At 60.8% G+C, this 22,592-nt stretch carries 18 protein-coding genes and 1 pseudogene; 7 read left to right on the forward strand and 12 right to left on the reverse strand.

What is annotated here, in order from left to right:
- Window positions 1-2: 2 nt before the first annotated feature.
- On the forward strand, window positions 3-695 hold the full coding sequence (locus ASG55_RS01735) for an extensin-like domain-containing protein (protein WP_056783177.1): 693 nt from the start codon (window positions 3-5) through the stop codon (window positions 693-695).
- A gap of 3 nt (window positions 696-698) precedes the next feature.
- On the opposite strand, the gene ASG55_RS01740 is transcribed toward ASG55_RS01735, so the two are convergent.
- The gene (locus tag ASG55_RS01740; protein ID WP_056783179.1) at window positions 699-1,319 is read right to left on the reverse strand and encodes a hypothetical protein; all 621 of its coding nucleotides are present in this window, start codon (window positions 1,317-1,319) and stop codon (window positions 699-701) included.
- 92 nt (window positions 1,320-1,411) lie between these two features.
- On the opposite strand from ASG55_RS01740, the gene ASG55_RS01745 reads away from it, so the two are divergent.
- The gene (locus ASG55_RS01745) at window positions 1,412-2,200 is read left to right on the forward strand and encodes a class I SAM-dependent methyltransferase (protein ID WP_056786742.1); all 789 of its coding nucleotides are present in this window, start codon (window positions 1,412-1,414) and stop codon (window positions 2,198-2,200) included.
- Window positions 2,201-2,308: 108 nt separating this feature from the next.
- Here ASG55_RS01745 and ASG55_RS01750 read toward each other — a convergent pair whose 3' ends face one another.
- Window positions 2,309-2,944 (reverse strand): TetR/AcrR family transcriptional regulator, encoded by a 636-nt coding sequence (locus ASG55_RS01750; RefSeq protein ID WP_056783182.1) that lies wholly within the window; start codon window positions 2,942-2,944, stop codon window positions 2,309-2,311.
- Window positions 2,945-3,038: 94 nt separating this feature from the next.
- Here ASG55_RS01750 and ASG55_RS01755 point away from each other — a divergent pair, with 94 nt between their 5' ends.
- From ASG55_RS01755 to ASG55_RS01765, 3 genes and pseudogenes are all read left to right on the forward strand, one after another.
- Entirely contained in the window at window positions 3,039-4,139 is a 1,101-nt protein-coding gene (locus ASG55_RS01755; protein WP_024011758.1) for an efflux RND transporter periplasmic adaptor subunit, read from the forward strand.
- Between the two features lie 6 nt (window positions 4,140-4,145).
- Window positions 4,146-7,214, forward strand: a complete 3,069-nt coding sequence (locus tag ASG55_RS01760; RefSeq protein WP_041478146.1) for an efflux RND transporter permease subunit — start codon at window positions 4,146-4,148, stop codon at window positions 7,212-7,214.
- Between the two features lie 528 nt (window positions 7,215-7,742).
- Window positions 7,743-9,132, forward strand: a pseudogene (locus ASG55_RS01765) (Fic family protein).
- On the opposite strand, the gene ASG55_RS01770 reads toward ASG55_RS01765, so the two are convergent.
- The 3 genes from ASG55_RS01770 to plsB all read right to left on the reverse strand — a co-directional run bounded on the left by ASG55_RS01770 (window position 9,129) and on the right by plsB (window position 12,861).
- Window positions 9,129-9,818, reverse strand: coding sequence for a DUF4197 domain-containing protein (locus ASG55_RS01770; RefSeq protein WP_056783184.1), 690 nt, complete (start codon window positions 9,816-9,818; stop codon window positions 9,129-9,131). The pseudogene ASG55_RS01765 and the gene ASG55_RS01770 overlap by 4 nt on opposite strands.
- Before the next feature lie 23 nt (window positions 9,819-9,841).
- Window positions 9,842-10,240 (reverse strand): YbaY family lipoprotein, encoded by a 399-nt coding sequence (locus ASG55_RS01775; protein ID WP_056783186.1) that lies wholly within the window; start codon window positions 10,238-10,240, stop codon window positions 9,842-9,844.
- Between the two features lie 119 nt (window positions 10,241-10,359).
- Window positions 10,360-12,861 carry a glycerol-3-phosphate 1-O-acyltransferase PlsB gene (plsB, locus tag ASG55_RS01780; protein WP_056783187.1) on the reverse strand — a complete coding sequence of 834 codons (2,502 nt, stop codon included), beginning with the start codon at window positions 12,859-12,861 and terminating at the stop codon, window positions 10,360-10,362.
- Window positions 12,862-13,097: 236 nt separating this feature from the next.
- On the opposite strand from plsB, the gene ASG55_RS01785 reads away from it, so the two are divergent.
- Window positions 13,098-13,307, forward strand: a complete 210-nt coding sequence (locus ASG55_RS01785; RefSeq protein WP_016771489.1) for a cold-shock protein — start codon at window positions 13,098-13,100, stop codon at window positions 13,305-13,307.
- A 137-nt stretch (window positions 13,308-13,444) separates the two neighbouring features.
- Here ASG55_RS01785 and ASG55_RS01790 read toward each other — a convergent pair whose 3' ends face one another.
- From ASG55_RS01790 to ASG55_RS01805, 4 genes are all read right to left on the reverse strand, one after another.
- Window positions 13,445-13,822, reverse strand: a complete 378-nt coding sequence (locus ASG55_RS01790) for a hypothetical protein (RefSeq protein ID WP_056783189.1) — start codon at window positions 13,820-13,822, stop codon at window positions 13,445-13,447.
- Between the two features lie 75 nt (window positions 13,823-13,897).
- Window positions 13,898-14,707: a putative RNA methyltransferase gene (locus ASG55_RS01795; protein ID WP_056783191.1), complete on the reverse strand. Its 810-nt coding sequence runs from the start codon at window positions 14,705-14,707 to the stop codon at window positions 13,898-13,900.
- The gene (dapE, locus tag ASG55_RS01800; RefSeq protein ID WP_056783193.1) at window positions 14,707-15,858 is read right to left on the reverse strand and encodes a succinyl-diaminopimelate desuccinylase; all 1,152 of its coding nucleotides are present in this window, start codon (window positions 15,856-15,858) and stop codon (window positions 14,707-14,709) included. The genes ASG55_RS01795 and dapE overlap by 1 nt, the downstream gene beginning before the upstream one ends.
- Before the next feature lie 242 nt (window positions 15,859-16,100).
- Window positions 16,101-18,692, reverse strand: a complete 2,592-nt coding sequence (locus tag ASG55_RS01805; protein WP_056783195.1) for a glycosyltransferase — start codon at window positions 18,690-18,692, stop codon at window positions 16,101-16,103.
- 214 nt (window positions 18,693-18,906) lie between these two features.
- On the opposite strand from ASG55_RS01805, the gene tcdA reads away from it, so the two are divergent.
- Window positions 18,907-19,725: a tRNA cyclic N6-threonylcarbamoyladenosine(37) synthase TcdA gene (tcdA, locus tag ASG55_RS01810; RefSeq protein ID WP_039762445.1), complete on the forward strand. Its 819-nt coding sequence runs from the start codon at window positions 18,907-18,909 to the stop codon at window positions 19,723-19,725.
- 88 nt (window positions 19,726-19,813) lie between these two features.
- Here the strand turns inward: tcdA and ASG55_RS01815 are convergent, their stop codons facing one another.
- From ASG55_RS01815 to dapD, 3 genes are all read right to left on the reverse strand, one after another.
- Entirely contained in the window at window positions 19,814-20,218 is a 405-nt protein-coding gene (locus ASG55_RS01815) for a SufE family protein (protein ID WP_056783197.1), read from the reverse strand.
- Window positions 20,215-21,420: an aminotransferase class V-fold PLP-dependent enzyme gene (locus tag ASG55_RS01820; RefSeq protein ID WP_056783198.1), complete on the reverse strand. Its 1,206-nt coding sequence runs from the start codon at window positions 21,418-21,420 to the stop codon at window positions 20,215-20,217. The genes ASG55_RS01815 and ASG55_RS01820 overlap by 4 nt, the downstream gene beginning before the upstream one ends.
- A gap of 132 nt (window positions 21,421-21,552) precedes the next feature.
- Window positions 21,553-22,587: a 2,3,4,5-tetrahydropyridine-2,6-dicarboxylate N-succinyltransferase gene (gene dapD, locus ASG55_RS01825; protein ID WP_003222105.1), complete on the reverse strand. Its 1,035-nt coding sequence runs from the start codon at window positions 22,585-22,587 to the stop codon at window positions 21,553-21,555.
- Window positions 22,588-22,592 lie beyond the last annotated feature (5 nt).

The raw sequence follows: 22,592 nt of genomic DNA on the forward strand, positions 1-22,592 counted from the left end.
GCATGGGACGTTGGCTGTTCTGGGGGGTGTTGCTCGCGATCGCTGGTGGCGCGGTGAGTATCTGGCGTGGCTGGCTGGACGTGCCGCCGCAGTGGAACCCGTGGGCGCCATTGGACATTAAAGCCGCGCCCAACTGGCTCACCGGTTACAAACTCATGCGCCTGCGCAGTGATCCCGAGCTTTGCGCACAGGCATTGAGCAGCTCGGATCTGCGCGTCAGCCCCCAGGCCGACAGCCCCGGCGCCAAGTGTCCGCTGGTCGGTGCTCTGCGGGTGCATGGCGGTGGAGTGGCGCTGAGCAGCAGTTTCATTGCCAGTTGCCCGCTGGCGGTGGCGTACGCGATGTTCGAACACCACACCCTGCAACCGGCCGCGCAATCGGCTTATGGCCAGAAGATCGCGCGTGTCGATCACCTCGGCAGCTTTGCCTGTCGCAATGTCTACAACCGTGAGAGCGGTGCCCTCAGTCGACATGCCAGTGCCGACGCGCTGGACATTGCCGGTTTCCGTTTGGCTGGCGGACGCACGATCAGCGTGCTCAGGGATTGGCCCAAGCAAAACCAGGACGCAGAGTTTCTCCGCCAAGTGCGCGACGGCGCCTGTGAGTCATTCAGTGTGGTGTTGAGTCCGGACTACAACGCCGCCCATCGCAATCACTTTCATGTCGATGTCGGGCGCTGGAGCGTGTGTCGCTGAGAATCAGGCAGCGAGGCGCAGGTTCTGCAGAACGATCGGCCGAGCCCAGCCATTATCGAAGTCCAGAGCTTTCTGCTGCTCGACGATTTCTTCCGGCGGGAACGGCGGGTAAGGCTTCTGCAGCAAGTCCAGATCGAACTCGGCAATCGGCAGGTACAGCGGACGTTTCTGCGGCGCAGGGCCTGGCTCCGGCACTGGCTGGCCATTGTTGATCACAATCGGGCGTACCCAGCTGCTGTCGAAATCCTGTTGCTCTTGCTGGGCTTTGAGCTCTTCCGGCGGGAACGGTGGGAACGGCTTGTCCAGCAGCTCCATTTCGAACTCGGCGATCGGCAGGAACAGTGGCTCCGGCGGGCGAACCTGGGTTTCGACCACGTCGCACTCACGCTGGCTGACGATGTGCGCGTGCAGCTCGCTGCCAACGGTCGGTTCTTCCGGGCTGTTCAGGTCAACCGGTGGAAACGTGCCACAGGCAGGCACCACTTCACTCGTCTGTTCGGCCAGGGCCTGGGCAAAGAAATCCTGCCACAGGTGACTGACGCCGCTCAGTGCTTGAGTGTTATGACGGCTGAAGTCGCCATGGGGCGAAACGTAGCCAATCGATGTGGGAAGAATGCCTGACATTTTTTTCGGTTGACGCTCAGCTCTGGCAAAATGCGCGTTGAATGGTTTATCGGCGGTTTTTGTCGATCCTTAACTTTTTTGAGCGTTTTTTCATGATCGAGTCACCCGCGGCCTGCCGCATCCATGTCCAGGCCCTCGCCCCGACGTTTCAAGCGCAAGCCGCACACTGGGCCGAACGTCTCGGCCTGCCGCTCGGCGAGGCCGAGGGTGAGGGTGAGTTCGCCTTGCAGGTCGGCGAGCAGGGTTTGCAGTTGCAGCAGCTCGGCCCGGATGCGCCGGGACCGGTGCGGGTCGACTTCGTCGAAGGCGGCGCGGCGCATCGTCGTTTGTATGGCGGCGGCAGCGGCCAGATGATTGCCAAGGCTGTCGGCATCGCCCAAGGCGTGCGCCCGCGCGTGCTGGATGCCACGGCGGGCTTGGGCAAGGATGCATTTGTGCTGGCCAGTCTCGGTTGTGAAATGAGCCTGATCGAGCGTCAGCCGCTGATCGGCGCACTGCTTGAGGACGGCTTGGCGCGGGCGGCAGAAGATTTCGACGTGTCGCCGATCGTGGCGCGGATGAAATTGCTCAAGGGCAACTCCATCGAAGTGATGCGCAGTTGGGAAGGGGAGCCGCCGCAGGTGATCTATCTCGACCCGATGTTCCCGCATCGCGAGAAAACCGCCTTGGTGAAAAAGGAAATGCGCCTGTTCCGCCCGCTGGTCGGTGATGATCCGGATGCACCGGCCCTGCTTGAAGCGGCGCTGGCCCTGGCCACGCATCGGGTGGTAGTCAAACGCCCGCGCAAGGCGCCGTGCATCGAAGGGCCGAAACCGAGCCATGCGCTGGATGGCAAATCGAGCCGGTATGACATTTATCCGAAGAAAGCGCTGAAGCCCTGAGACCGCGTCGCCCCATTCGCGAGCAGGCTCGCTCCCACAGTAGGAAATGCATTCCAGTGTGGGAGCGAGCCTGCTCGCGAAGCGGTCTGCACAAGCACCGCAAAACTGTCAGGGTTTGTAAGCCCGCATAAACAACCCCACCACCTCCCGCACATGCCGCTCCGCTTCCTCTCCGGTCAGCGGCTCGCCGCAGCCATACAACAAACGAAAATTTCCCGCCCCTTTGATCAGGCAGAAGAAGTGCTCGGCGGCGTTGCGTGGCTGGTCGATGCTCAGCGCGCCGGTTGCATGGATTTTCGCCAGCAGACCTTCCATGCCGTTGACCACGCGCTCTGGGCCGGCCTCGAAGAAGATCAGCGACAGCTTCGGGTCCTGACTGCCCAGCGCCATGATCAGGCGGTGCAGGTTCACTGATTCATCGCTGTTGATCAGTTGGTGAAAGCCCCGGGCAATGTTCAGCAATACATTTTCCACCGCGATGCCGTCCGGCAATTCGAAGAACAGCGGCGGCAATTGTTCCTCGCATTTCGCGACGACGGCAGCGGAGAACAGCGTCTCCTTGTCGTTGAAATGGCTGTAGACCGTCAGCTTCGACACGCCCGCCTCGCTGGCCACCGCGTCCATGCTGGTGTTGGCGTAGCCATGGCAAAGAAACAGGGTTTTCGCCGCATCCAGGATCGCCTGGCGTTTGGCCAGATCCTTGGGGCGGCCCGGGCCGTTTGGAGCTGAAAGATTGTTCGACATTCTTCGCTTTTAATACTGGACTGGTGAGTTTGCTATTAATACCATACCCGCCAGTATAAATATTCCAAGCCTCATTCGCGAAAGGTCCGTCACCATGTTCCGCCATGCGTTGTCCTTTGCCGTGCCAGTCAGTCTGGCGTTCCTGTTATCGGCGTGCGGTCAGGAAGAGGTGACCAAGGTCACCGTGCGACCGGCCATGGTGGTACAGCCCGAGCCTTCTGCGCAGGCGATGGAAAGTTATCCGGGCGAGGTGCGAGCCCGCTATGAGCCTGATCTGGCGTTCCGCATCGGCGGCAAAGTCAGCCGACGACTGGTCGACGAAGGCCAGCGCGTCAAGGCCGATCAGCCACTGGCCGAACTCGATCCGCAGGATGTGCGCCTGCAACTGGAAGCCACCCGCGCGCAGGTTGCCGCCGCCGAGGCCAATCTGAACCTGGTCCGCGCCGAACGGGATCGCTATAAAACCCTGATGGATCGGCAGATGGTCAGCCGCTCGGCCTACGACAACGCCGAAAATCTATATCGCTCCGGCGAAGCCCGCCTTAAACAAATCAAAGCTGAATTCAACGTTTCGACCAACCAGGCCAGTTACGCGGTGCTGCGTGCGCCACAGGATGGCGTGGTGGCCAAGCGTTCGGTGGAAGTCGGTCAGGTGGTCGCTGCCGGGCAAACCGTGTTCACCCTCGCCACCGATGGTGAGCGCGAAGTGTTGATCAGCCTCCCGGAGCAAAGCTTTGGCCGCTTCAAGGTTGGTCAGCCGGTTACCGTGGAATTGTGGGCACAGCAGAATCAACGCTTCGCCGGGCAGATCCGCGAGTTGTCGCCGTCCGCCGATCCGCGCTCACGCACTTTTGCTGCGCGTATCTCGTTCACCAGCGGCAAAGTCCCGGCTGAACTGGGGCAGAGCGCCCGGGTGTTCGTGCAAGCGGCTGACAGTGTCTCGCTGTCGATACCGCTTTCCGCGCTGACCGCTGAAAACGGCGCGACCTACGTCTGGGTGGTCAACGGCAACAACACGTTGAAGAAAACCCCGGTGCGGGTCGGTCCGTTTGGCGAGAAAAGCGTGGCGGTGCTCGAGGGGCTCAATGCCAGCGACTGGGTAGTGGCTGCCGGCGTTCATGTGCTGCTCGACGGCCAGCAGGTGCGGCCGGTGGATCGCTCCAACCGTGTGGTCAATCTGGCGAACAAGGAGTAAGCCCCAATGCGCTTCAACCTCTCCGAATGGGCGTTGCGTAATCGCCAGATCGTGCTGTTCCTGATGCTTTTGCTCGCCGTTGTCGGCGCGTTGTCCTACACCAAGCTCGGCCAGAGCGAAGACCCGCCGTTCACCTTCAAGGCGATGGTCATTCAGACCCGCTGGCCCGGCGCGACCGCGCAGGAGGTCTCGCGCCAGGTCACCGAACGCATCGAAAAGAAGCTGATGGAAACCGGCGAGTACGAACGCATCATGTCGTTCTCCCGCCCCGGTGAGTCCCAGGTGACCTTCATCGCCCGCGACTCGATGCACTCCAAGCAAATCCCCGATCTCTGGTATCAGTTGCGCAAGAAGGTCGGCGATATCCGCCAGACCTTGCCGCCGGGAATTCAGGGGCCGTTCTTTAACGATGAGTTCGGCACCACCTTCGGCAATATCTATGCGTTGACCGGTGACGGTTTCGACTACGCCGTGCTCAAGGATTACGCCGACCGCATCCAGATTCAGCTGCAACGGGTCAAGGACGTTGGCAAGGTCGAACTGCTTGGGTTACAGGACGAGAAAATCTGGGTCGAGCTGTCCAACGTCAAACTCGCCACCCTCGGCTTGCCGCTGGCGGCAGTGCAGCAGGCGCTGGAAGAGCAGAACGCGGTGTCCACGGCGGGGTTCTTTGAAACCGGCAGCGAGCGCTTGCAGCTACGCGTCTCGGGGAATTTTCAGACAGTCGATGAGATAAAGAACTTTCCGATCCGCGTCGCCGATCGTACGTTCCGCATCTCCGATATTGCCGATGTGCGTCGCGGTTTCAGCGATCCACCGGCGCCGCGCATGCGTTTCATGGGCGACGATGCGATCGGTCTGGCCGTGGCGATGAAGGATGGCGGCGACATTCTGGTGCTGGGCAAGGCGCTGGAAGGCGAGTTCTCGCGGATCCAGAAAAACCTCCCGGCCGGCATGCAACTGCGCAAGGTGTCCGATCAGCCGGCAGCGGTAAAAACCGGCGTCGGCGAGTTCGTCCAGGTGTTGGTCGAGGCACTGGCGATCGTCTTGCTGGTGAGCTTCTTCTCTCTCGGCGTGCGCACCGGCATGGTCGTCGCGCTGACCATTCCGCTGGTGCTGGCGATGACCTTCGCTTGCATGTATTACCTCGGGATCGGCCTGCACAAGATTTCCCTCGGTGCGCTGGTGCTGGCGCTGGGTCTGCTGGTGGACGATGCGATCATTGCCGTGGAAATGATGGCGATCAAAATGGAGCAGGGTTTCGACCGCATTCGCGCGGCGAGTTATGCCTGGACCAGCACCGCATTCCCGATGCTCACCGGCACGTTGATCACCGCCGCCGGCTTCCTGCCGATTGCCACTGCGCAGTCCGGCACCGGTGAATACACCCGCTCGATTTTCCAGGTGGTGACCATTGCCTTGCTCGCGTCGTGGGTCGCGGCGGTGATGTTCGTACCGTATCTGGGGGAAAAACTCCTGCCGGATCTGGCGAAAATTCACGCGGCAAAACACGGCACTGGCGATGGTCAACCGGATCCGTATGCGACGCCGTTCTATCAGCGCGTCCGGCGTCTGGTGGAGTGGTGTGTGGCGCACCGAAAGACGGTAATCGTGCTCACCGTGGGCCTGTTTATTGCCTCGGTGATGTTGTTCCGCTTTGTGCCGCAGCAGTTCTTCCCGGCTTCGAACCGGCTGGAGTTGATGGTCGATCTGAAACTGGCCGAAGGCGTTTCGCTGGCCAATACCACCAGCGAAGTCAAACGCCTCGAAGCGCTGCTCAAGGAGCACGCCGGCATCGACAATTACGTGGCCTACGTCGGTACCGGCTCGCCGCGTTTTTACCTGCCGCTGGATCAGCAACTGCCGGCGGCGAGTTTTGCCCAGTTCGTGGTGTTGGCAAAAACCATCGAAGAGCGTGAAGCGCTGCGCAGCTGGTTGATCGAAACCCTCAACGAACAGTTCCCGGCCCTGCGTTCGCGGGTCACCCGTTTGGAAAACGGACCGCCGGTTGGCTATCCGGTGCAGTTCCGCGTCACTGGCGAGCACATCGAAGAAGTCCGTGCGTTGGCGCGCAAAGTGGCGGCAAAGGTTCGCGAGAATCCGCACGTGGTCAACGTGCATCTGGACTGGGAGGAGCCGAGCAAAGTTGTCTACCTGAATATCGACCAGGATCGCGCCCGCGCCCTCGGTGTGAGCACGGCCAATCTGGCGAAATTCCTGCAGAGTTCGCTGGTCGGCTCGACGGTCAGCCAGTACCGCGAAGACAACGAATTGATCGAGATTCTGCTGCGCGGCACCGTGCACGAGCGCACTGAATTGTCGTTGTTGCCGAGCCTCGCGGTGCCGACGGATAACGGTCGCAGTGTGGCGTTGTCGCAGATTGCCACGCTGGAATACGGCTTCGAGGAAGGCATCATCTGGCACCGCAATCGGCTGCCGAACGTGACGGTGCGCGCCGACATTTACGGCAAGGAGCAACCGGCGACGCTGGTCAAGCAGATCATGCCGACGCTGGACCCGATTCGCGCCGAATTGCCCGATGGTTATCTGCTGGATGTCGGCGGCACGGTGGAGGATTCCGAGCGCGGGCAGAAGTCGGTGAATGCCGGGGTGCCGATGTTCATTGTCGTGGTGCTGACCTTGCTGATGGTGCAGTTGCGCAGTTTCTCGCGCACGGCGATGGTGTTTCTGACGGCGCCGTTGGGCTTGATCGGGGTGACGTTGTTTCTGATGGTGTTCCGGCAGCCGTTCGGGTTTGTGGCGATGCTCGGGACCATCGCATTGTCCGGGATGATCATGCGCAATTCGGTGATTCTGGTGGATCAGATCGAGCAGGATATTGCTTCGGGGCTTAAGCCTTGGCAGGCGATTATCGAGGCTACGGTGCGGCGGTTCCGGCCGATTGTGTTGACGGCGCTGGCGGCGGTGCTGGCGATGATTCCGCTGTCGCGCAGTGTGTTTTTCGGGCCGATGGCGGTGGCGATCATGGGCGGGCTAATTGTTGCCACGGCGCTGACGCTGTTGTTTTTGCCGGCGTTGTATGCGGCCTGGTTTCGGGTGCGTAAGGAGGCTTGAGGTTTTTGTGTCGTGGCGGCCTTCGGGCCGACCATGACGTGGGGTTTTGGGTGTATATCCGTTGCTGTGGGTGTTGCGGCTGGCGGTTTCGCCCTTACGGCGAGGCACTTTTTCCAGACGCCGAAAAAGTACCCAAAAAGGCTTGCTCCTGCGTTCGGCCCTCGCAGGCTCGGGTTCCTTCGCTGCGGGATCGATCCGGGCGCAGCGGCTCCGGTTTGCTTCGCTGCACCTACACTCGCTGTCTGCGCTCCCACGCCCGGATCAATCCCTCCGCTCAGCCTTCCGACGTCGCCGGTGGATCAAGATCAAAAGCACTCGAGCTTGCGCTCATTGTTGAGTGGGGCGGCTTCGCTGCTTTGCTTTTGTGGGAGCGAGCTTGCTCGCGAAGGCGGTCTGACAGCCAATTCATTTCGAATCGCCAATTCACGCTGCCTTCCTACAGCTTTTTCAGAGTCCTCCGATCTTGAGGCGCTGGCCGTCCAATGCTGTACTCCGGGTTCTGCTTTTCCGAGTCCTTGAGTCTGTCTGATGAAGAAACCACCGACATTAGCTGGCAGAACGGATCCTGTTTTCGACCTGTTGGCCCGCTCGCCACACAAGCAACGACTTGCGGATTATCTGGCGCTGCTCAAGCCGCTCGATGATCAGGGGCGCTATCTGCCATTCGAGGCGTTGCGCTATCGCTGGGCGGCAGGGTTGGACGCGAATCTTTGTTGGTCGTTGGTGAGGAAGGCGCGGGCGGCCCAGTACATTCATTTGTTGCCGTTGGGCGAGCCGGTGCAGTGGGGCAAATACGTGCCAACGCCGTTGGCGCAGAAAACCTTGGCTGTGGTGGATCGTTACGCCAGTACGGCCGCGCTGGATTACATGACCAGTCAGATCGGCGAGCGGGCGCATTTCTCCTGTCTGCTCAATGACCTGATCGAAGACGAAGCCATCGCCAGTAGCCAGTTGGAGGGCGCGGCGACTACCACGCGCGTAGCCAGGGACATGCTCAAGCATCAGCGCCAGCCGCGGACGCCAGATGAGCGCATGGTCATGGGGAATTATCGAATGATGAATTTCGCTTGGGAAAAGCGTTATGAACCTCTGAGCATTGAGCTGATTGCAGAGATCCATCGAGTGGGTGTGGAGGGGATCGATGACGGGCAGTATTCCCCCGGATTGTTCCGGACCAATGATGAGGTGGTTGTTCAGGATGGTTCAGGCAACACCGTGCACCGACCACCTCCTGCTGCAGGATTGGTTGCGCGGTTGGCGAGGCTGTCGGCCTGGATCAACCGGCCCGCTGCCTCGATTCTGGACAAAAATTATCTGCATCCACTGACCAAGGCCGTGACGCTGCATTTCGCCATGGGTTATGAACATCCATTTCGCGACGGTAACGGACGGGTCGAGAGCCTTGTTTTACTGGTTCATGTTCAAACATGAGTTCGCGGCGTTTCGCTACATTGCGATCAGTCTGCTGCTGCGCAATGCACCGGTGAAATACGGACGCTCCTACCTGCACACCGAGGCAGATGAGCTGGATCTGACTTATTTCATCGAGTTTCAATGCGCGGTTGTTTTGCGAGCCGTGGTCGGTTTTACATCTGTGTACCGCAAGAGTCTGGCAGACACTCAGGACTTTCAGCGCTGGCTGACGAGCTCTGGCGTAATTGCTCAACTGACGGAACGGCAGCGCGCGGTTTATCAGGTGGCTAAAAGCGGGGAGGCGAAGGAGTTTACGGCGAGCAATGTCGCGGAAAATTTTTCCTGCTCGGGTAGCGAGGCGGCGTCGATTCTGGAAGAGCTGGACCAATTGCAGCTTTTTGAGAGAAGGAAGATGGGGCGGGAGTGGGTGTTTTTTTTACGTAGTTCTTTACGTGGAGGCAAGCATGGGAGCGAATTGAATCGCCCCCATGTTGTAACGACTTAAAGCGTACCAAACACTTTCTTCGCCAGACTCGTCGCCGCAGCGGCCGGGTTCTGGCGGATGGTTTCTTCCTGTTTGCCGATCATCTCGAACAGGCCATTCAGCGCTTGCTCGGTGACGTAGTTTTCAACGTTGGCGCTCTTCGCATCGACAACGCCAAACGCAGCAGCCTGACCGGCGAACGAGTTGTACTTCTGCGCGACGCCGACCTTGTCGGTGGCTTGCTTGACGATGGGCAGGAATTTCGCGCGGATCTGTTCGCGGCTGGATTTGTTCAGGTATTGGGTGGCCGAATCATTGCCGCCGCTGAGGATGCCTTTGGCGTCGGCCACGCTCATTTTCTTCACTGCATCGACGAGGATTGGCTGGGCCTGGGTCACGGCGGATTCGGCGGCTTTGTTCATCGCGGTTTCCAGTTCTTCGACCTGGGCACCCATGCCGAAGGCTTTCATCTTGCTCGCGGCTTTGCCGAGTTTGCCCGGCAGTTCGATTTTCACTTCGGGGTTGTTGCTGAAGCCGCCCGGGGTGCCGAGTTGTTTCACGGCGATCTGGGCGCCTTGGGTCAGGGCGTCCTTGAGGCCGCCGGTGGCGTCTTGCTGGGACAGGTCGCTGAGCGACAGGGCAAGAGCGTTGGCGGAGATCAGCAAGCCGGCGCAGGCGGCGGCGAAGCGAAGGGTAGGGCGGCGCATGGCGTCTTCCTTTGGCGAGTGGATTAACGAACGGCGTCGACGCGGATTTTCAGCGGCTGCGGGTCGTTGCCGTCGAGTTGCACGGCGTGGTTTTCGGTGGTGATGAACATCAGCTCGCCGTTGACTTCAATGCGTGCGCTGATCGAATAACGATGGCCGGGTTTGACCTGCGCCGGATCGTAGCTCAAATGAAACGGCAGCGGCACCTGGCCTTTGATCGGGCCTTTCTGTTGGTCGAGGACGACGGCTGGTGCATCGGCCAGCGACACGTCTTGCAGGCTCACGCTCAGGGTCGCGCTCGGGGGCAGGGCGATGCGTTGCAGGTAGAAGACTTCGCCGTCGAGGCTGGCCTTGCCGGCGGGTGTGGTTGATTGGCAGGCGCTGAGCAGGGTGGCAGCGGCGAGGGTCAACAGTTTTTTCATGGGTGAATCTCCTTTCAATGTGGGAGCGAGCCTGCTCGCGAAAGCGCTGGATCAGTCAAAATAAATGGCGACTGACACTCCGTCTTCGCGAGAAGGCTCGCTCCCACAGGTCTAAGGCTTCAAGCCTCAGGCTGTGGCGTGATCTGATCCGCCGCATCTTCACTGCGGTGCAGCGCGACCTGGCGGATCGACAGGCGAATCTCCGCCGGCAACACGCGCTTGGCCGCGCCTTCGGCCAGCTCGCCGAGCAGTTCGTGGTAGCTGAGCTTGCCGGCTTCGTCGCGGCGCAGGACGTCGAGGTCGAGCAGGGTCTGGATGAAGTGGCGGAACAGACTCTTGTCGAAGAACTCCGGCGCATTCAGGCCATGGAGGATCGACAGACGCTGGGCCATCACTGTGCAGAGGTCTTCCAGCTCTTCGGCGCTGATGCTGTTCTGGCCGCTGTTGAGCAGCAAAGATACGGTCATGTAGAACCGCTGCAGGGTCTGCGCGATGCTTTTCGACAGCAGCGTCAGCAGGACGAAATGCCGCGAACTCGGCGCCGGGCGCAGGTACACGTCCTTCTCGAAACGTAGCAGGCCCTGCTCGACGAACGCTTCCAGCCACTGATCGATCACCGCGTCGAGTTCGTCCAGGCTCCAGCGGATGAACAGCTCCGATTGCAGGTACGGATACAGCGCGCGGGTGTAGCGCAGGATCTGCTCACGGCTCATGCGCGAGGTGCTCTGGAAGAAACTCGCCAGCAACGACGGCAGAGCGAAAATGTGCAGGACGTTGTTGCGGTAGTAAGTCATCAGGACCGCGTTCTGCTCGTCCAGATACAGAATCTTGCCCAGCGCATCGTTCTGCTCGGCGAGCAGATCCATGTCTTTCACATGCTCGATCAGCGCGCGGCCATCGCCTTCAGGCAAGGTGGTGTGTGGCGAATACGGCACCTTGCGCAGCAGCGCCAGATACAGGTCCAGCACCCGCGCCATGGCCCGATCATCCAGGGCCAGGCGCGTGGTCGACAGCAGTGCCAGCGCTACCAGATTGACCGGGTTGATCGCCGCCGCTTCATTGAGATGTCGGGCGACTTTCTCGCCGAGGCGGTTGGTGGTTTCGTTGAGCCACGCCGGTTTGAATTGCGGGCCGAGTTCCTGCCGGCGCCAGTCCGGTTGCTCGGAGTCAAGGAATTCGGCCAGTTTGATCGGCTCACCGAAGTTGACCGCGACCTGACCGAAACGCTGCTTGAGCGCGCCGATCACTTTGAAGATATCGAAGATCGACTCTTTCTTTTTGCTCGCGCCGCGCAGCTCACCGAGGTAGGTACGGCCTTCGAGCACGCGCTCGTATCCGATGTACACCGGCACGAACACGATCGGCATCCGCGACGAACGCAGGAAACTGCGCAGGGTGATCGCGAGCATGCCGGTTTTCGGTTGCAGCATGCGCCCGGTGCGCGAGCGCCCGCCCTCGACGAAATACTCCACCGGGAAACCTTTGGTGAACAGCGTGTGCAGGTATTCATTGAACACCGAGGTGTACAGCGGATTACCCTTGAACGTGCGGCGCATGAAGAACGCACCGCCGCGACGCAGCAGGCTGCCGATCACCGGCATGTTCAGGTTGATCCCGGCGGCGATGTGCGGTGGGGTCAGGCCGTTGCGGAACAGCAGATAGGAAAGCAGCAGGTAATCGATGTGGCTGCGATGGCACGGCACGTAAATCACTTCGTGACCCTGCGCAACGTTCTGCACGCCCTCGATGTGATTGACCTTGATGCCGTCGTAGATCTTGTTCCAGAACCAGCTCAGCACCACTTCGAGAAAACGGATCGCGGTGTAGGTGTAGTCCGAAGCAATCTCGTTGCCATAGCGCAGGGCCTGGGCCTTGGCCTTTTCCGGCGAGATTTTTTCGCGCTCGGCTTCGTCGAGGATCGCCTGTTTGACCAGCGGCTGATTGAGCAGGCCTTTGACCAGATTGCGCCGGTGGGAAATGTCCGGGCCGATCACCGCAGCTTTGAGGTTGCGGAAGTGCACGCGCAGGATGCGCTGGGCCATGCGCACGGTGCGCTCATGACCCTTGTTGTGATCGATCAGTTCGCGCAGGTGGATCGGCGCGGAAAATTGCACGCGGGTTTTACGCCCGAGGACGATGATGCTCAGCAGCCGGCGCAGGCGCCCGGTGACTGCCCAGCTGTCGGCGAACAACAGTTTCCACGGGCTGTTTTCGCTGTCTGGCGACTGGCCCCAGAACACGCTGACCGGAATGATCTGCGCGTCTTCGGCAGCGTTCTGCGTCAGCGCGCTGACCAGGCGGGTGAGAGTCGGCGGCGCGCCGCGCTTGTCCTGGCGCCCGAGCCAGTCCGGGTCCGGCGTCAAATAGAAAAACGCCGCTGGTTCGATGAGTGAACCCACCGACACCGCCAGCACCGGGCGTGGCAGACCGGCCTTGGTGCACTCGGTGTCAACCACCGCCAGATCGGTCAGCGAAGGGTTTTGCAGGACGTAGAACACCGGACGACTGCGGTCGAGGTTAAGAGTGAACGACGACTGATTGATGGTCTCGGAGCGAACCCAGAGATACAACAGGCGGCGCAGGGTGCCAAACACAAGACGGCGGAACGGGGAACGGGTCATACGGCTTCTGCGTGAGTGAATAAAACCGAGCAGGCGCTCGGGGCGGACAGTTTGCCGTATTAGGCGAAAATCGGCAAAAAAGCGCCGAAGTAATCTCCTGTTGAGAGTTTCTTCACCTGTCATATACTCGGCGCTCTGTTGCCGGTGCCCTGTCATGGACGTCGGACGCAGGCTGACGTTCCTCTAAGGCTTTCCTGCGAAAAGCCCGTTCAATAATAAAAAAGGAGTATGAACAGATGGCAACACGCGAAACCGGCAACGTGAAGTGGTTCAACGACGCCAAAGGCTACGGCTTTATCCAGCGCGACGACGGCGTGGACGTGTTCGTGCACTACCGCGCGATACGCGGCGAAGGGCACCGCTCGCTGACCGAAGGTCAACAGGTCGAGTATGCGGTGATCACCGGCGAGAAGGGGTTGCAGGCTGAGGATGTTGTAGGCCTGTAACACAAACCTCCAGAACGCCAAAACCACTGTGGGAGCGAGCCTGCTCGCGAATGCGGTGTATCAGTCACCATTCATATCGACTGACACTGCGCATTCGCGAGCAGGCTCGCTCCCACATGGGCTCTACGTTGACCTGATTACACGGTCTTCCAGGTGATCTCTTCTTCTCCGTCTTCGCTGATGCGAATCCAGCGATCCGCCGTCTCTTCACCTTCTTCTTCAACCCACGTCCCCGGTGCACAACGCACTTCGACGTTCAGTGCGGCAAAGGCTGCGCGGGCGCAGGCGATGTCGTCGTCCCAGGGGGTCTGGTCGCTTTCCAGGAACAGGCTGTTCCACTTGCCCACGGCTTTCGGCAGCCAGGTCACCGGCACGTTGCCGGCCTTGCACTTGTACGTCTGGCCTTTCTGCACCCAGTCGCTGCACGGGCCAAGCGCTTGGCCGAGCCAAGCGGCGATGGCCTTGTGGTCGACGTCGGCGTCTTTCAGGTAAATCTCGATGTCCGGTTGGCGCATGGATGTCCTCACTGCGGGTCTGAAAAATCCATTCGCGGATTTAGCCGGCCCCGGGTCTGTGCCCGAGACCAAAAGTTATTGAAGAACGAAATAATCGTAGCGCATCGACACGGTGGTCTCGAACGGCTCGGCCTGTTCGATCACTGCCGCACGACGCTCGGCACTGGCACGCCAGCCGTGAGGCGTCATCGCCAACAGGTTGGCGCGGTCCTCGGGCTTGTCCAGGGTCAGCTTGAATTCCAGGGTTTCGCTGTGCGCCAGCGCCATGCCTTCCGGCACCAGGGCCAGGTGCTTGTCGTCGGTGTACTCGCGCACTTCGTCGTACAGGCGTTCGCGCAACTCCATCAGATGGCCACGTGTCGGGCCGACTTTCATCAGCCCACCGCCGACGCTGAGCAGACGCTTGGCTTCCTCCCAATCCAACGGACTGAAGACGCTGGCGAGAAACTGGCAACTGCCTGAAGCCAATGGCACGCGGGCCATGCTGGCAATCAACCAGGTAATTGCCGGGTTGCGCTTGCAGGCGCGTTTGACGGCTTCACGGGAAATGTCCAGTGCATAGCCATCCGCATTGGGCAAAGCTTCGGCGATTTGCGCGGTGTAGTAACCCTCGCCACAACCGATGTCGACCCAGCGCTCCGGCGCGTAACTCGCCGCCAATTCAGCCAGACGTTTGGCCACTGGCGCGTAATGCCCGGCGTTGAGGAAATCACGCCGCGCCTCGACCATCGCTTGATTGTCGCCCGGGTCGCGGCTGTTCTTGTGCTGCACCGGCAACAGGTTCAGATAACCCTGACGCGCACGGTCGAACCGATGCCCGGCGGGGCAGACCACGCCGTTGTCCACCGCATTGAGCGGCTCACTGCAGATCGGGCACGCGAGCATCAGGCGAGCAACTTGATCAGGGTCTGGTAATAGATTTCCGTCAGCACATCGAGATCCGCCGCCAGCACGCGCTCGTTGACCTGATGGATAGTCGCGTTGACCGGGCCCAGTTCAACCACTTGCGTGCCCATGGTCGCGATGAAACGGCCATCGGAGGTGCCGCCGCTGGTCGACGCCTTGGTCTCGCGACCAGTGATGTCCTTGATGCTCGACGACACCGCATCGAGCAGCGCGCCCGGTTCGGTGAGGAACGGCAGGCCGGACAGTGCCCAGTCGATGTGCCAGTCCAGACCATGCTTGTCGAGAATATCGGCCACACGCTTCTGCAGGCCTTCTACGGTCGATTCGGTGGAGAAACGGAAGTTGAACACCGCCACCAGATCACCCGGGATCACGTTGGTCGCGCCGGTGCCGGAATTGAGGTTGGAAATCTGGAAACTGGTCGGCGGGAAGAAGTCGTTACCGTGGTCCCAGTGCTCGGCGGCCAGCTCTGCCAGCGCCGGAGCGGCGAGATGGATCGGGTTCTTCGCCAGATGCGGGTAGGCCACGTGGCCCTGCACGCCTTTGACCGTCAGTTTGGCGCCGAGGGAGCCGCGACGGCCGTTTTTCACCACATCGCCGACCAGGGTGGTGCTCGACGGCTCGCCAACGATGCACCAGTCCAGACGCTCGTTGCGCGCGACCAGACGTTCGACCACAGCCTTGGTGCCGTGATGCGCCGGGCCTTCTTCATCGCTGGTGATCAGGAACGCGACCTTGCCTTTATGGTTCGGGTAATCGGCGACAAAGCGTTCAGCTGCGACGGTCATCGATGCCAGGCTGCCTTTCATGTCTGCCGCGCCACGACCGCAAAGCATGCCATGTTCGTCGATCACGGCATTGAACGGATCGATCTGCCATGCGGTAACCGGACCGGTCGGCACCACGTCGGTGTGACCGGCGAAGCACAGCACCGGGCCGTCGTTGTTGCCGTGAGTGGCCCAGAAGTTATCCACATCTTCGATGCGCATCGGCTCCAGGGCGAAACCGGCATTGCCCAGGCGCTGCATCATCTGCTTCTGGCAGTCGGCATCGACCGGGGTCACGGAAGGACGGCGGATCAGGTCGATGGCCAGTTGAAGGGTCGGCGATAGGTCGGCGTGGGCCGTCATGGAAAACTCCGGGATCATGGGGTGTGAGCTTGGGCTTCTAATGTGGGAGCGAGCCTGCTCGCGAAAGCGGTCTACCAGGCACCTTAAAGGTTGAATGTTACAACGCCTTCGCGAGCAGGCTCGCTCCCACAAGGGACAGGGGTGGTCAGTCAGACCGGTTATCACGCCAAGCCCCGCAAAATGGCGGTTATCTTAAAGCAAAACGGCGACCATTGGCCGCCGTTTAGTGCTGCGTTGCGGATTTAGACGACCGGTGCCGGCTCAGCCTTGGCCACAGGTTTGGGCAGCGACGACAGGAACGCCATGATCAGCGCCGCCAGATACGGCAGCGACTGCACCAGCAACATGGTTACCCAGAAGCGCATGTCATTGCTCGGAATGCCCTGCACCAGGAAAATCCCCAGCGCCGCACCCCACAGCAACAGCATGATGAACAGCTCCTCGCGAGCCTCGCTGATCGCCACCCAGAAACCGTGGTTGTCAGCGTTTTTCGGCGTGCGGAAAAAAGGAATGCTGCTGGTGAAGAAACCGTACAGCACCGCCTTGGCGATGGTGTGCGACAACGCCAGCCCGGCCAGTGCCGCGCAGAACGCATCTTTCAGATTCACGCCGACGGCGCGACGGTAGAGGAAGATGATCTTGCCGACCTTGAACACGAACAGCGCCAGCGGCGGGATTGCGAAAATCAGCAACGGTGGATCGACCCGTTGCGGCACGATGATCATCGCCGCCGACCACAACAGCGCGCCAACGGTGAAGAAGATGTTCATGCCATCGGCAACCCACGGCAGCCAACCGGCGAGGAAGTGATAACGCTGACCACGGGTCAGTTCGGTGTCCTTGCCGCGCAGCAGGCTGCGGGTGTGGCGCTTGATGATCTGGATCGCGCCATAGGCCCAGCGGAAACGCTGTTTCTTGAAGTCGATGAAGGTATCCGGCATCAGGCCCTTGCCGTAGCTGTCGTGGTAATACGCCGCCGACAGGCCTTTCTCGAATACGCGCAGGCCGAGTTCGGCGTCTTCACAGATGCACCAGTCAGCCCAGCCCAATTCTTCCAGCACCGAGCGGCGGGTCATGGTCATGGTGCCGTGCTGAATGATCGCGTCACGGTCGTTGCGGGTGACCATACCGATATGGAAGAAGCCTTTGTATTCGGCGTAGCAGAGCTTTTTGAAGGTGCTTTCGTTCTGGTCGCGATAATCCTGCGGCGACTGCACCACGGCGATTTTCGGGTCGGCGAAGTGCGGCACCATGTGCTTGAGCCAGTTCGGGTGCACGCAGTAATCGGAGTCGATCACCGCGATGACTTCGGCATCCTTGGCGGTGTGCGGAATCAGGTAATTCAGCGCGCCGCCCTTGAAACCGGCCAGCGGCGAAACGTGGAAGAACTTGAAGCGCGGGCCAAGGGTTGCGCAGTAGTCACGCACCGGTTCCCACACCGCCGGATCCTTGGTGTTGTTGTCGATGATCAGGACTTCGAAATCCGGATAATCGAGCGCGGCCAAGGCATCGAGGGTCTGTTTGACCATCTCTGGCGGCTCGTTGTAGCAGGGCACGTGGATCGACACTTTCGGCCGGTAGTCGGAATCGCCCAGCACCGGCAGGAATTCCCGACGGCGTTTGTGAATCCACACCGCTTCGGCCAGTTCATGGGCCTCGGTGAGCAGGACGATGAATACCCCGAGCGCACCGAGCGCGAGGAGGAATCCGACCGTGAGGCTGAACCACGTGCTGTATTGCTGGCTGTAGTCGTAACCGATGTACACCAGCACCGAACCGCAGAGGAACGCGATAAACGTCAGAAAGGTGCGACCGCGCTGGCGCAGGGCCGAGCCGTCGATCATCAGCAGGGTCAGCGACAGCAGCGCCAGCACCACTGAGCCGATCGCCAATACGCGCCATTGTGGAATCGCCACCACCGGGCCTTCGAAATTGAATTTCTGCTGGCGCGCGGCGTTGAACACGCCCCAGTAGGCGCCGACCGAACCTTCATCGCTGGCCTTCCACGGCTGATCGAACGCTTCGATCACGAAGTAGTTGAAGCCCTGGCGATTGAGCTTGTTGACCAGCGTGCGCAGATAAATTGCCTGATCGGCCGGCGAGGCATCGGCGCCACCGCGCATGCGACCGTTGCTCGGCCAGCCGACTTCGGACAGCAGCAGCGGTTTTTTCGGAAAGAGTTTTTTCAGATCGCGGGCGCGGTCGAAGACGAACTGGCCGGCCTTGTCCACCGGAATGAATTCCCAGTAGGGCAAGACGTGGGCGGCGATCAAATCCACGTGCTTGGCCAGTTGCGGGTATTTCTCCCAGATGTGCCATTGCTCGGAAGTAGTCACCGGTACTTTGACGGCAGCGCGCACCCGATCCAGCAGAACGATCAAGGCCTCAGGTGTGATTTCTTCACGAAACAGCGCTTCGTTGCCGACCACCACGCGCACGACGCTGCGCGAGGTGTTGGCCAGTTCGATGGCTTTGGTGATTTCCCGTTCGTTGCGTTCCTGGTCCGGGCTGATCCAGATGCCGAGGGTGACACGCAGGCCGAATTCCTCCGCCAGTTTCGGGATGTCTCCCAGCGAACCGTCGACCGAATAGATACGAATGTTGTCGGTCAGCTTGCTCATGATTTCCAGGTCACGGCGCATTTCATCGTCAGACGGATACTGATCCTTCTGTGGGAATTGGCCTTGCTGGAATGGCGAATACGAGAAGCCGGAGATTTGCTGCGGCCAGTTCGGCGCCGTGACCGGGCGATTGACCAGCGCCCAGAAACCGGTGAACAAGGCAGCGATGGCCAGCACCACCACCAGGTTGAGTCCAAATTTACGCGATGACATAGCTGTTTCGGGTTCCAAAGGCTGTGGAACGAAGGATCGGTCGGATAGACGCCCGAGGGGCGCGCATCCTACACCGGCGGTTAACCAGTCGTACAACTGACGGGAAAATGCCTGACATTGGGCAGCCGTCTCTGACTTAAGTTCTTACACTTGTCGCTTGCAGCTTAAAACTTGTCGCTGCGTAGCCCTATAATGCGCGCCGGTTTTTGGGGTAATGGTCATGAGTACAGAAGATCCGCGGTTTGCAGGCATCGCCCGGTTGTATGGCATCGAGGGCCTGGAACGCTTGCGCGCCGCCCATGTGGCGATCGTCGGCGTTGGTGGCGTCGGTTCCTGGGCGGCGGAAGCGATGGCCCGTTGCGGGGTGGGCGAGATCTCGCTGTTCGACCTTGATGACGTCTGCGTCAGTAATGCCAACCGTCAGTTGCACGCCTTGGACAGCACTGTCGGCAAACCCAAGGTCGAGGTGATGGCCGAGCGCCTGCGCGGGATCAACCCCGATTGCACGGTGCACGCCGTGGCCGATTTCGTCACCCGCGACACCATGGCCGAATACATCACGCCGAACATCGACTGCGTGATCGACTGCATCGATGCGGTGAACGCCAAAGCGGCGCTGATCGCCTGGTGCAAACGCCGCAAGATCCAGATCATTACCACCGGCGGCGCGGGCGGGCAGATCGACCCGACGCTGATTCAGGTTTGCGACTTGAACCGCACCTTCAACGATCCGCTGGCCTCGAAAGTCCGTTCGACGTTGCGCCGGGACTACGGCTTCTCCCGCACCGTGACCCGTCACTACAGCGTGCCGTGTGTGTTTTCCACCGAACAGCTGCGCTACCCGAAACCGGACGGCAGCATTTGTCTGCAGAAAAGTTTTGTCGGCGACGGCGTGAAGCTCGACTGCGCCGGCGGGTTTGGCGCGGTGATGATGGTTACCGCGACATTTGGCATGGTCGCGGCGACCAAGGCTGTGGACAAGATTGTGGCTGGTGTTCGGCGCCCGGCGGACCGGGTCAAGCCTCAAGCCTGAAGGTATTAATGAGGGCCTCTTCGCGAGCAGGCTCGCTCCCACAGGAAATGCATTTCCACTGTGGGAGCGAGCCTGCTCGCGAAGGCGATTAGCGCGCCAACTCATTCATCCGCTGGAGCACCGCATTCAAGCCATTACTGCGCGAAGGCGACAACTGCCGCGACAGTCCCAGCTGATTGAACCACTCCGGCAAATCCACCTGCTGCAACTCCGCCGCCGACAAGCCATTGACCCGCAACAGCAGCAACGCCACCAACCCGCGAATCATCCGCGCATCGCTGCTTGCCTTGAACTGCCAGTGCCCGTCGCGCAAATCCCCGACCAGCCACACCTGACTCTCACAGCCATGCACTCGGTTGGCCTCGCACTTTTGCGCGTCATCCAGCGCCGGCAAGCGATCGCCAAACTGCATCAGCAGCCGCGCGCGCTGTTCCCAGCCCGCCGCATTCTGAAACGTCTGCAGCGCTTCGGCCGCTTCCACCGGCAGGCTCATCGCAACAACTCCAGCGCCTGATCCAGCGCCTCGAAAAAGCGCTCCAGATCTTCCGAGTCGTTATACAGCGCCAGCGACACGCGAATCGCGCCGGCCAGTTCGAAGCTTTTCATCAGCGGCATGGCGCAGTGATGCCCGGCGCGCACGGCGATGCCTTGTTCGGTGAGCAGATGCGCCAGATCAGCGTTGTGCACGCCTTCGACGACAAAACTGGCCAGCGCCAGTTGCGGCTTGCCCAGCAGGCGAATGCCATTGCGGGCGGCGAGGCCGCGCAACAGATAGTCGTGCAGTGCCGCTTCATGGGCAGATACGGCGTCCTGATCCAAACCGGCCAAGTAGTCGAGGGTCGCTCCGAGGCCGATGACACTGGCGATTGGCGGTGTGCCAGCCTCGAACCCCAACGGCGCCGGGCGGAAGCGCGAATCCTGATAGTTGGCGTCCAGCACCATCTCGCCGCCGAACTGCCATGGCTGCAATTGCTCCAGCGCAGCGTTGCGTCCGAACAGCACGCCCAGTCCCTCAGGGCCGTAGAGTTTGTGGCTGGAAAACACATAGAAGTCGCAACCCAGCGCCTGCACATCATGCCGGCCGTGCACCACGCCTTGCGCGCCATCGACTACCGTCAGCGCGTTCTGCGCCTTGGCCATGCCGAGCAAAGCGGTCAGCGGTTGCCAGGCACCAAGGACGTTGGACAGCTGACTGACTGCCAGCAAGCGCGTGCGCGGGCCGATCAGATGCACGGCAGCGGCGAGGTCGATCAGGCCGTCGGCATCCAGCGGCAGGATCACCAGTTTCAGGTTGCGGCGTTGCGCCAGTTGCTGCCACGGCAACAGGTTGGCGTGATGCTCCAGAGCGCTGATGACAATCTCATCGCCCGGCTCGAACAAATGTTCAAGACCGTAAGCCAGCAGATTCAAGGCACTGGTGGCGCCGTGCGTGAAAATTATCTGCCCGCTGTCACCGGCATTCAGCCACTGGCCAACCTTGCGCCGGCTGTCTTCGAACGCTTGTGTCGCGTGGGCACCGGGCAGGTGTTGCGCACGATGCACATTGGCCGCGCCGTTGGCGTAGTAATGCGTCAGTGCGTCGAGCAGGGCCTGGGGTTTTTGCGTGGTGGCGGCGTTGTCCAGATAGGTCTGGTCTTGCCGTTGCAGCGCGGCGATGGCCGGGAAATCGGCGCGCCACGGGGAGGGGATCATCATGGGTTCAGCCCTGTGAAATTGGGCGGGGTGTACGCCAAACCTTGTGGGAGCGAGCCTGCTCGCGACAGCGTTTCTTGGATACGCCAAAAGCTTCGCGAGCAGGCTCGCTCCCACAGGAGGTCGATGTGCTGCTTAGTTGTGAGCGTGCAGCGCTTCGTTCAGTTCGATCGCCGATTTGTGGGTCTTGCATTCCACAGCACCGGTTTCCGAATTGCGCCGGAACAGCAGATCAGTCTGACCGGCCAGCTCACGCGCCTTCACAACCTTGACCAGATTGTTGTGCTCGTCCAGCAGCGCAACCTTGGTGCCGGCGGTCACGTACAGGCCCGATTCCACAGTGTTGCGGTCGCCCAGCGGAATGCCGATACCGGCATTGGCGCCGATCAGGCAGCCTTCACCGACCTTGATCACGATGTTGCCGCCGCCCGACAGGGTACCCATGGTCGAGCAACCGCCGCCCAGGTCCGAACCCTTGCCGACGAATACGCCAGCGGAAACGCGGCCTTCGATCATGCCCGGGCCTTCGGTGCCGGCGTTGAAGTTGATGAAACCTTCGTGCATCACGGTGGTGCCTTCGCCGACGTAGGCGCCCAGACGCAGACGTGCGGCATCAGCGATACGCACGCCGGCCGGTACCACGTAGTCGGTCATCTTCGGGAACTTGTCCACGGAGAACACTTCCAGCAGTTCGCCGCGCAGACGCGCTTCGAGTTGCATTTCCGCCAGTTCGCTCAGGTCGATCGCGCCCTGGCTGGTCCACGCCACGTTCGGCAGCAGCGGGAAGATACCGGCGAGGCTGACGCCGTGCGGCTTGACCAGACGGTGCGAGAGCAGATGCAGCTTGAGGTAGGCCTCAGGCGTGGAGGTCAGTTGCGCGTCTTCGGCCAGCAGCGTGGCAACCAACGGCTTGTGGCTTTCAGCCAGGCGAGTCAGCAGCTTGCCTTGCACGGCGTCGATGCCTTTGACGGCTTCAGCCAGTTGCGCGGCCTGGGCGGTGGTGAAGGTGATGGCCTGGTTGCCTTCGGTGTAACCGAGGATCGGCGCGACCGCTGCGACCAGTTCGGCCGAAGGATTGAGCAGTGGCTGGGCGTAGAACACTTCCAACCATGCGCCTTGACGGTTCTGGGTGCCGACACCAAAGGCGATGCTGAACAGGGAATTGGACATGTGAA

Origin of the sequence: Pseudomonas sp. Leaf434 (genome assembly GCF_001425545.1) — a bacterium.
GTDB lineage: Bacteria > Pseudomonadota > Gammaproteobacteria > Pseudomonadales > Pseudomonadaceae > Aquipseudomonas > Aquipseudomonas siliginis.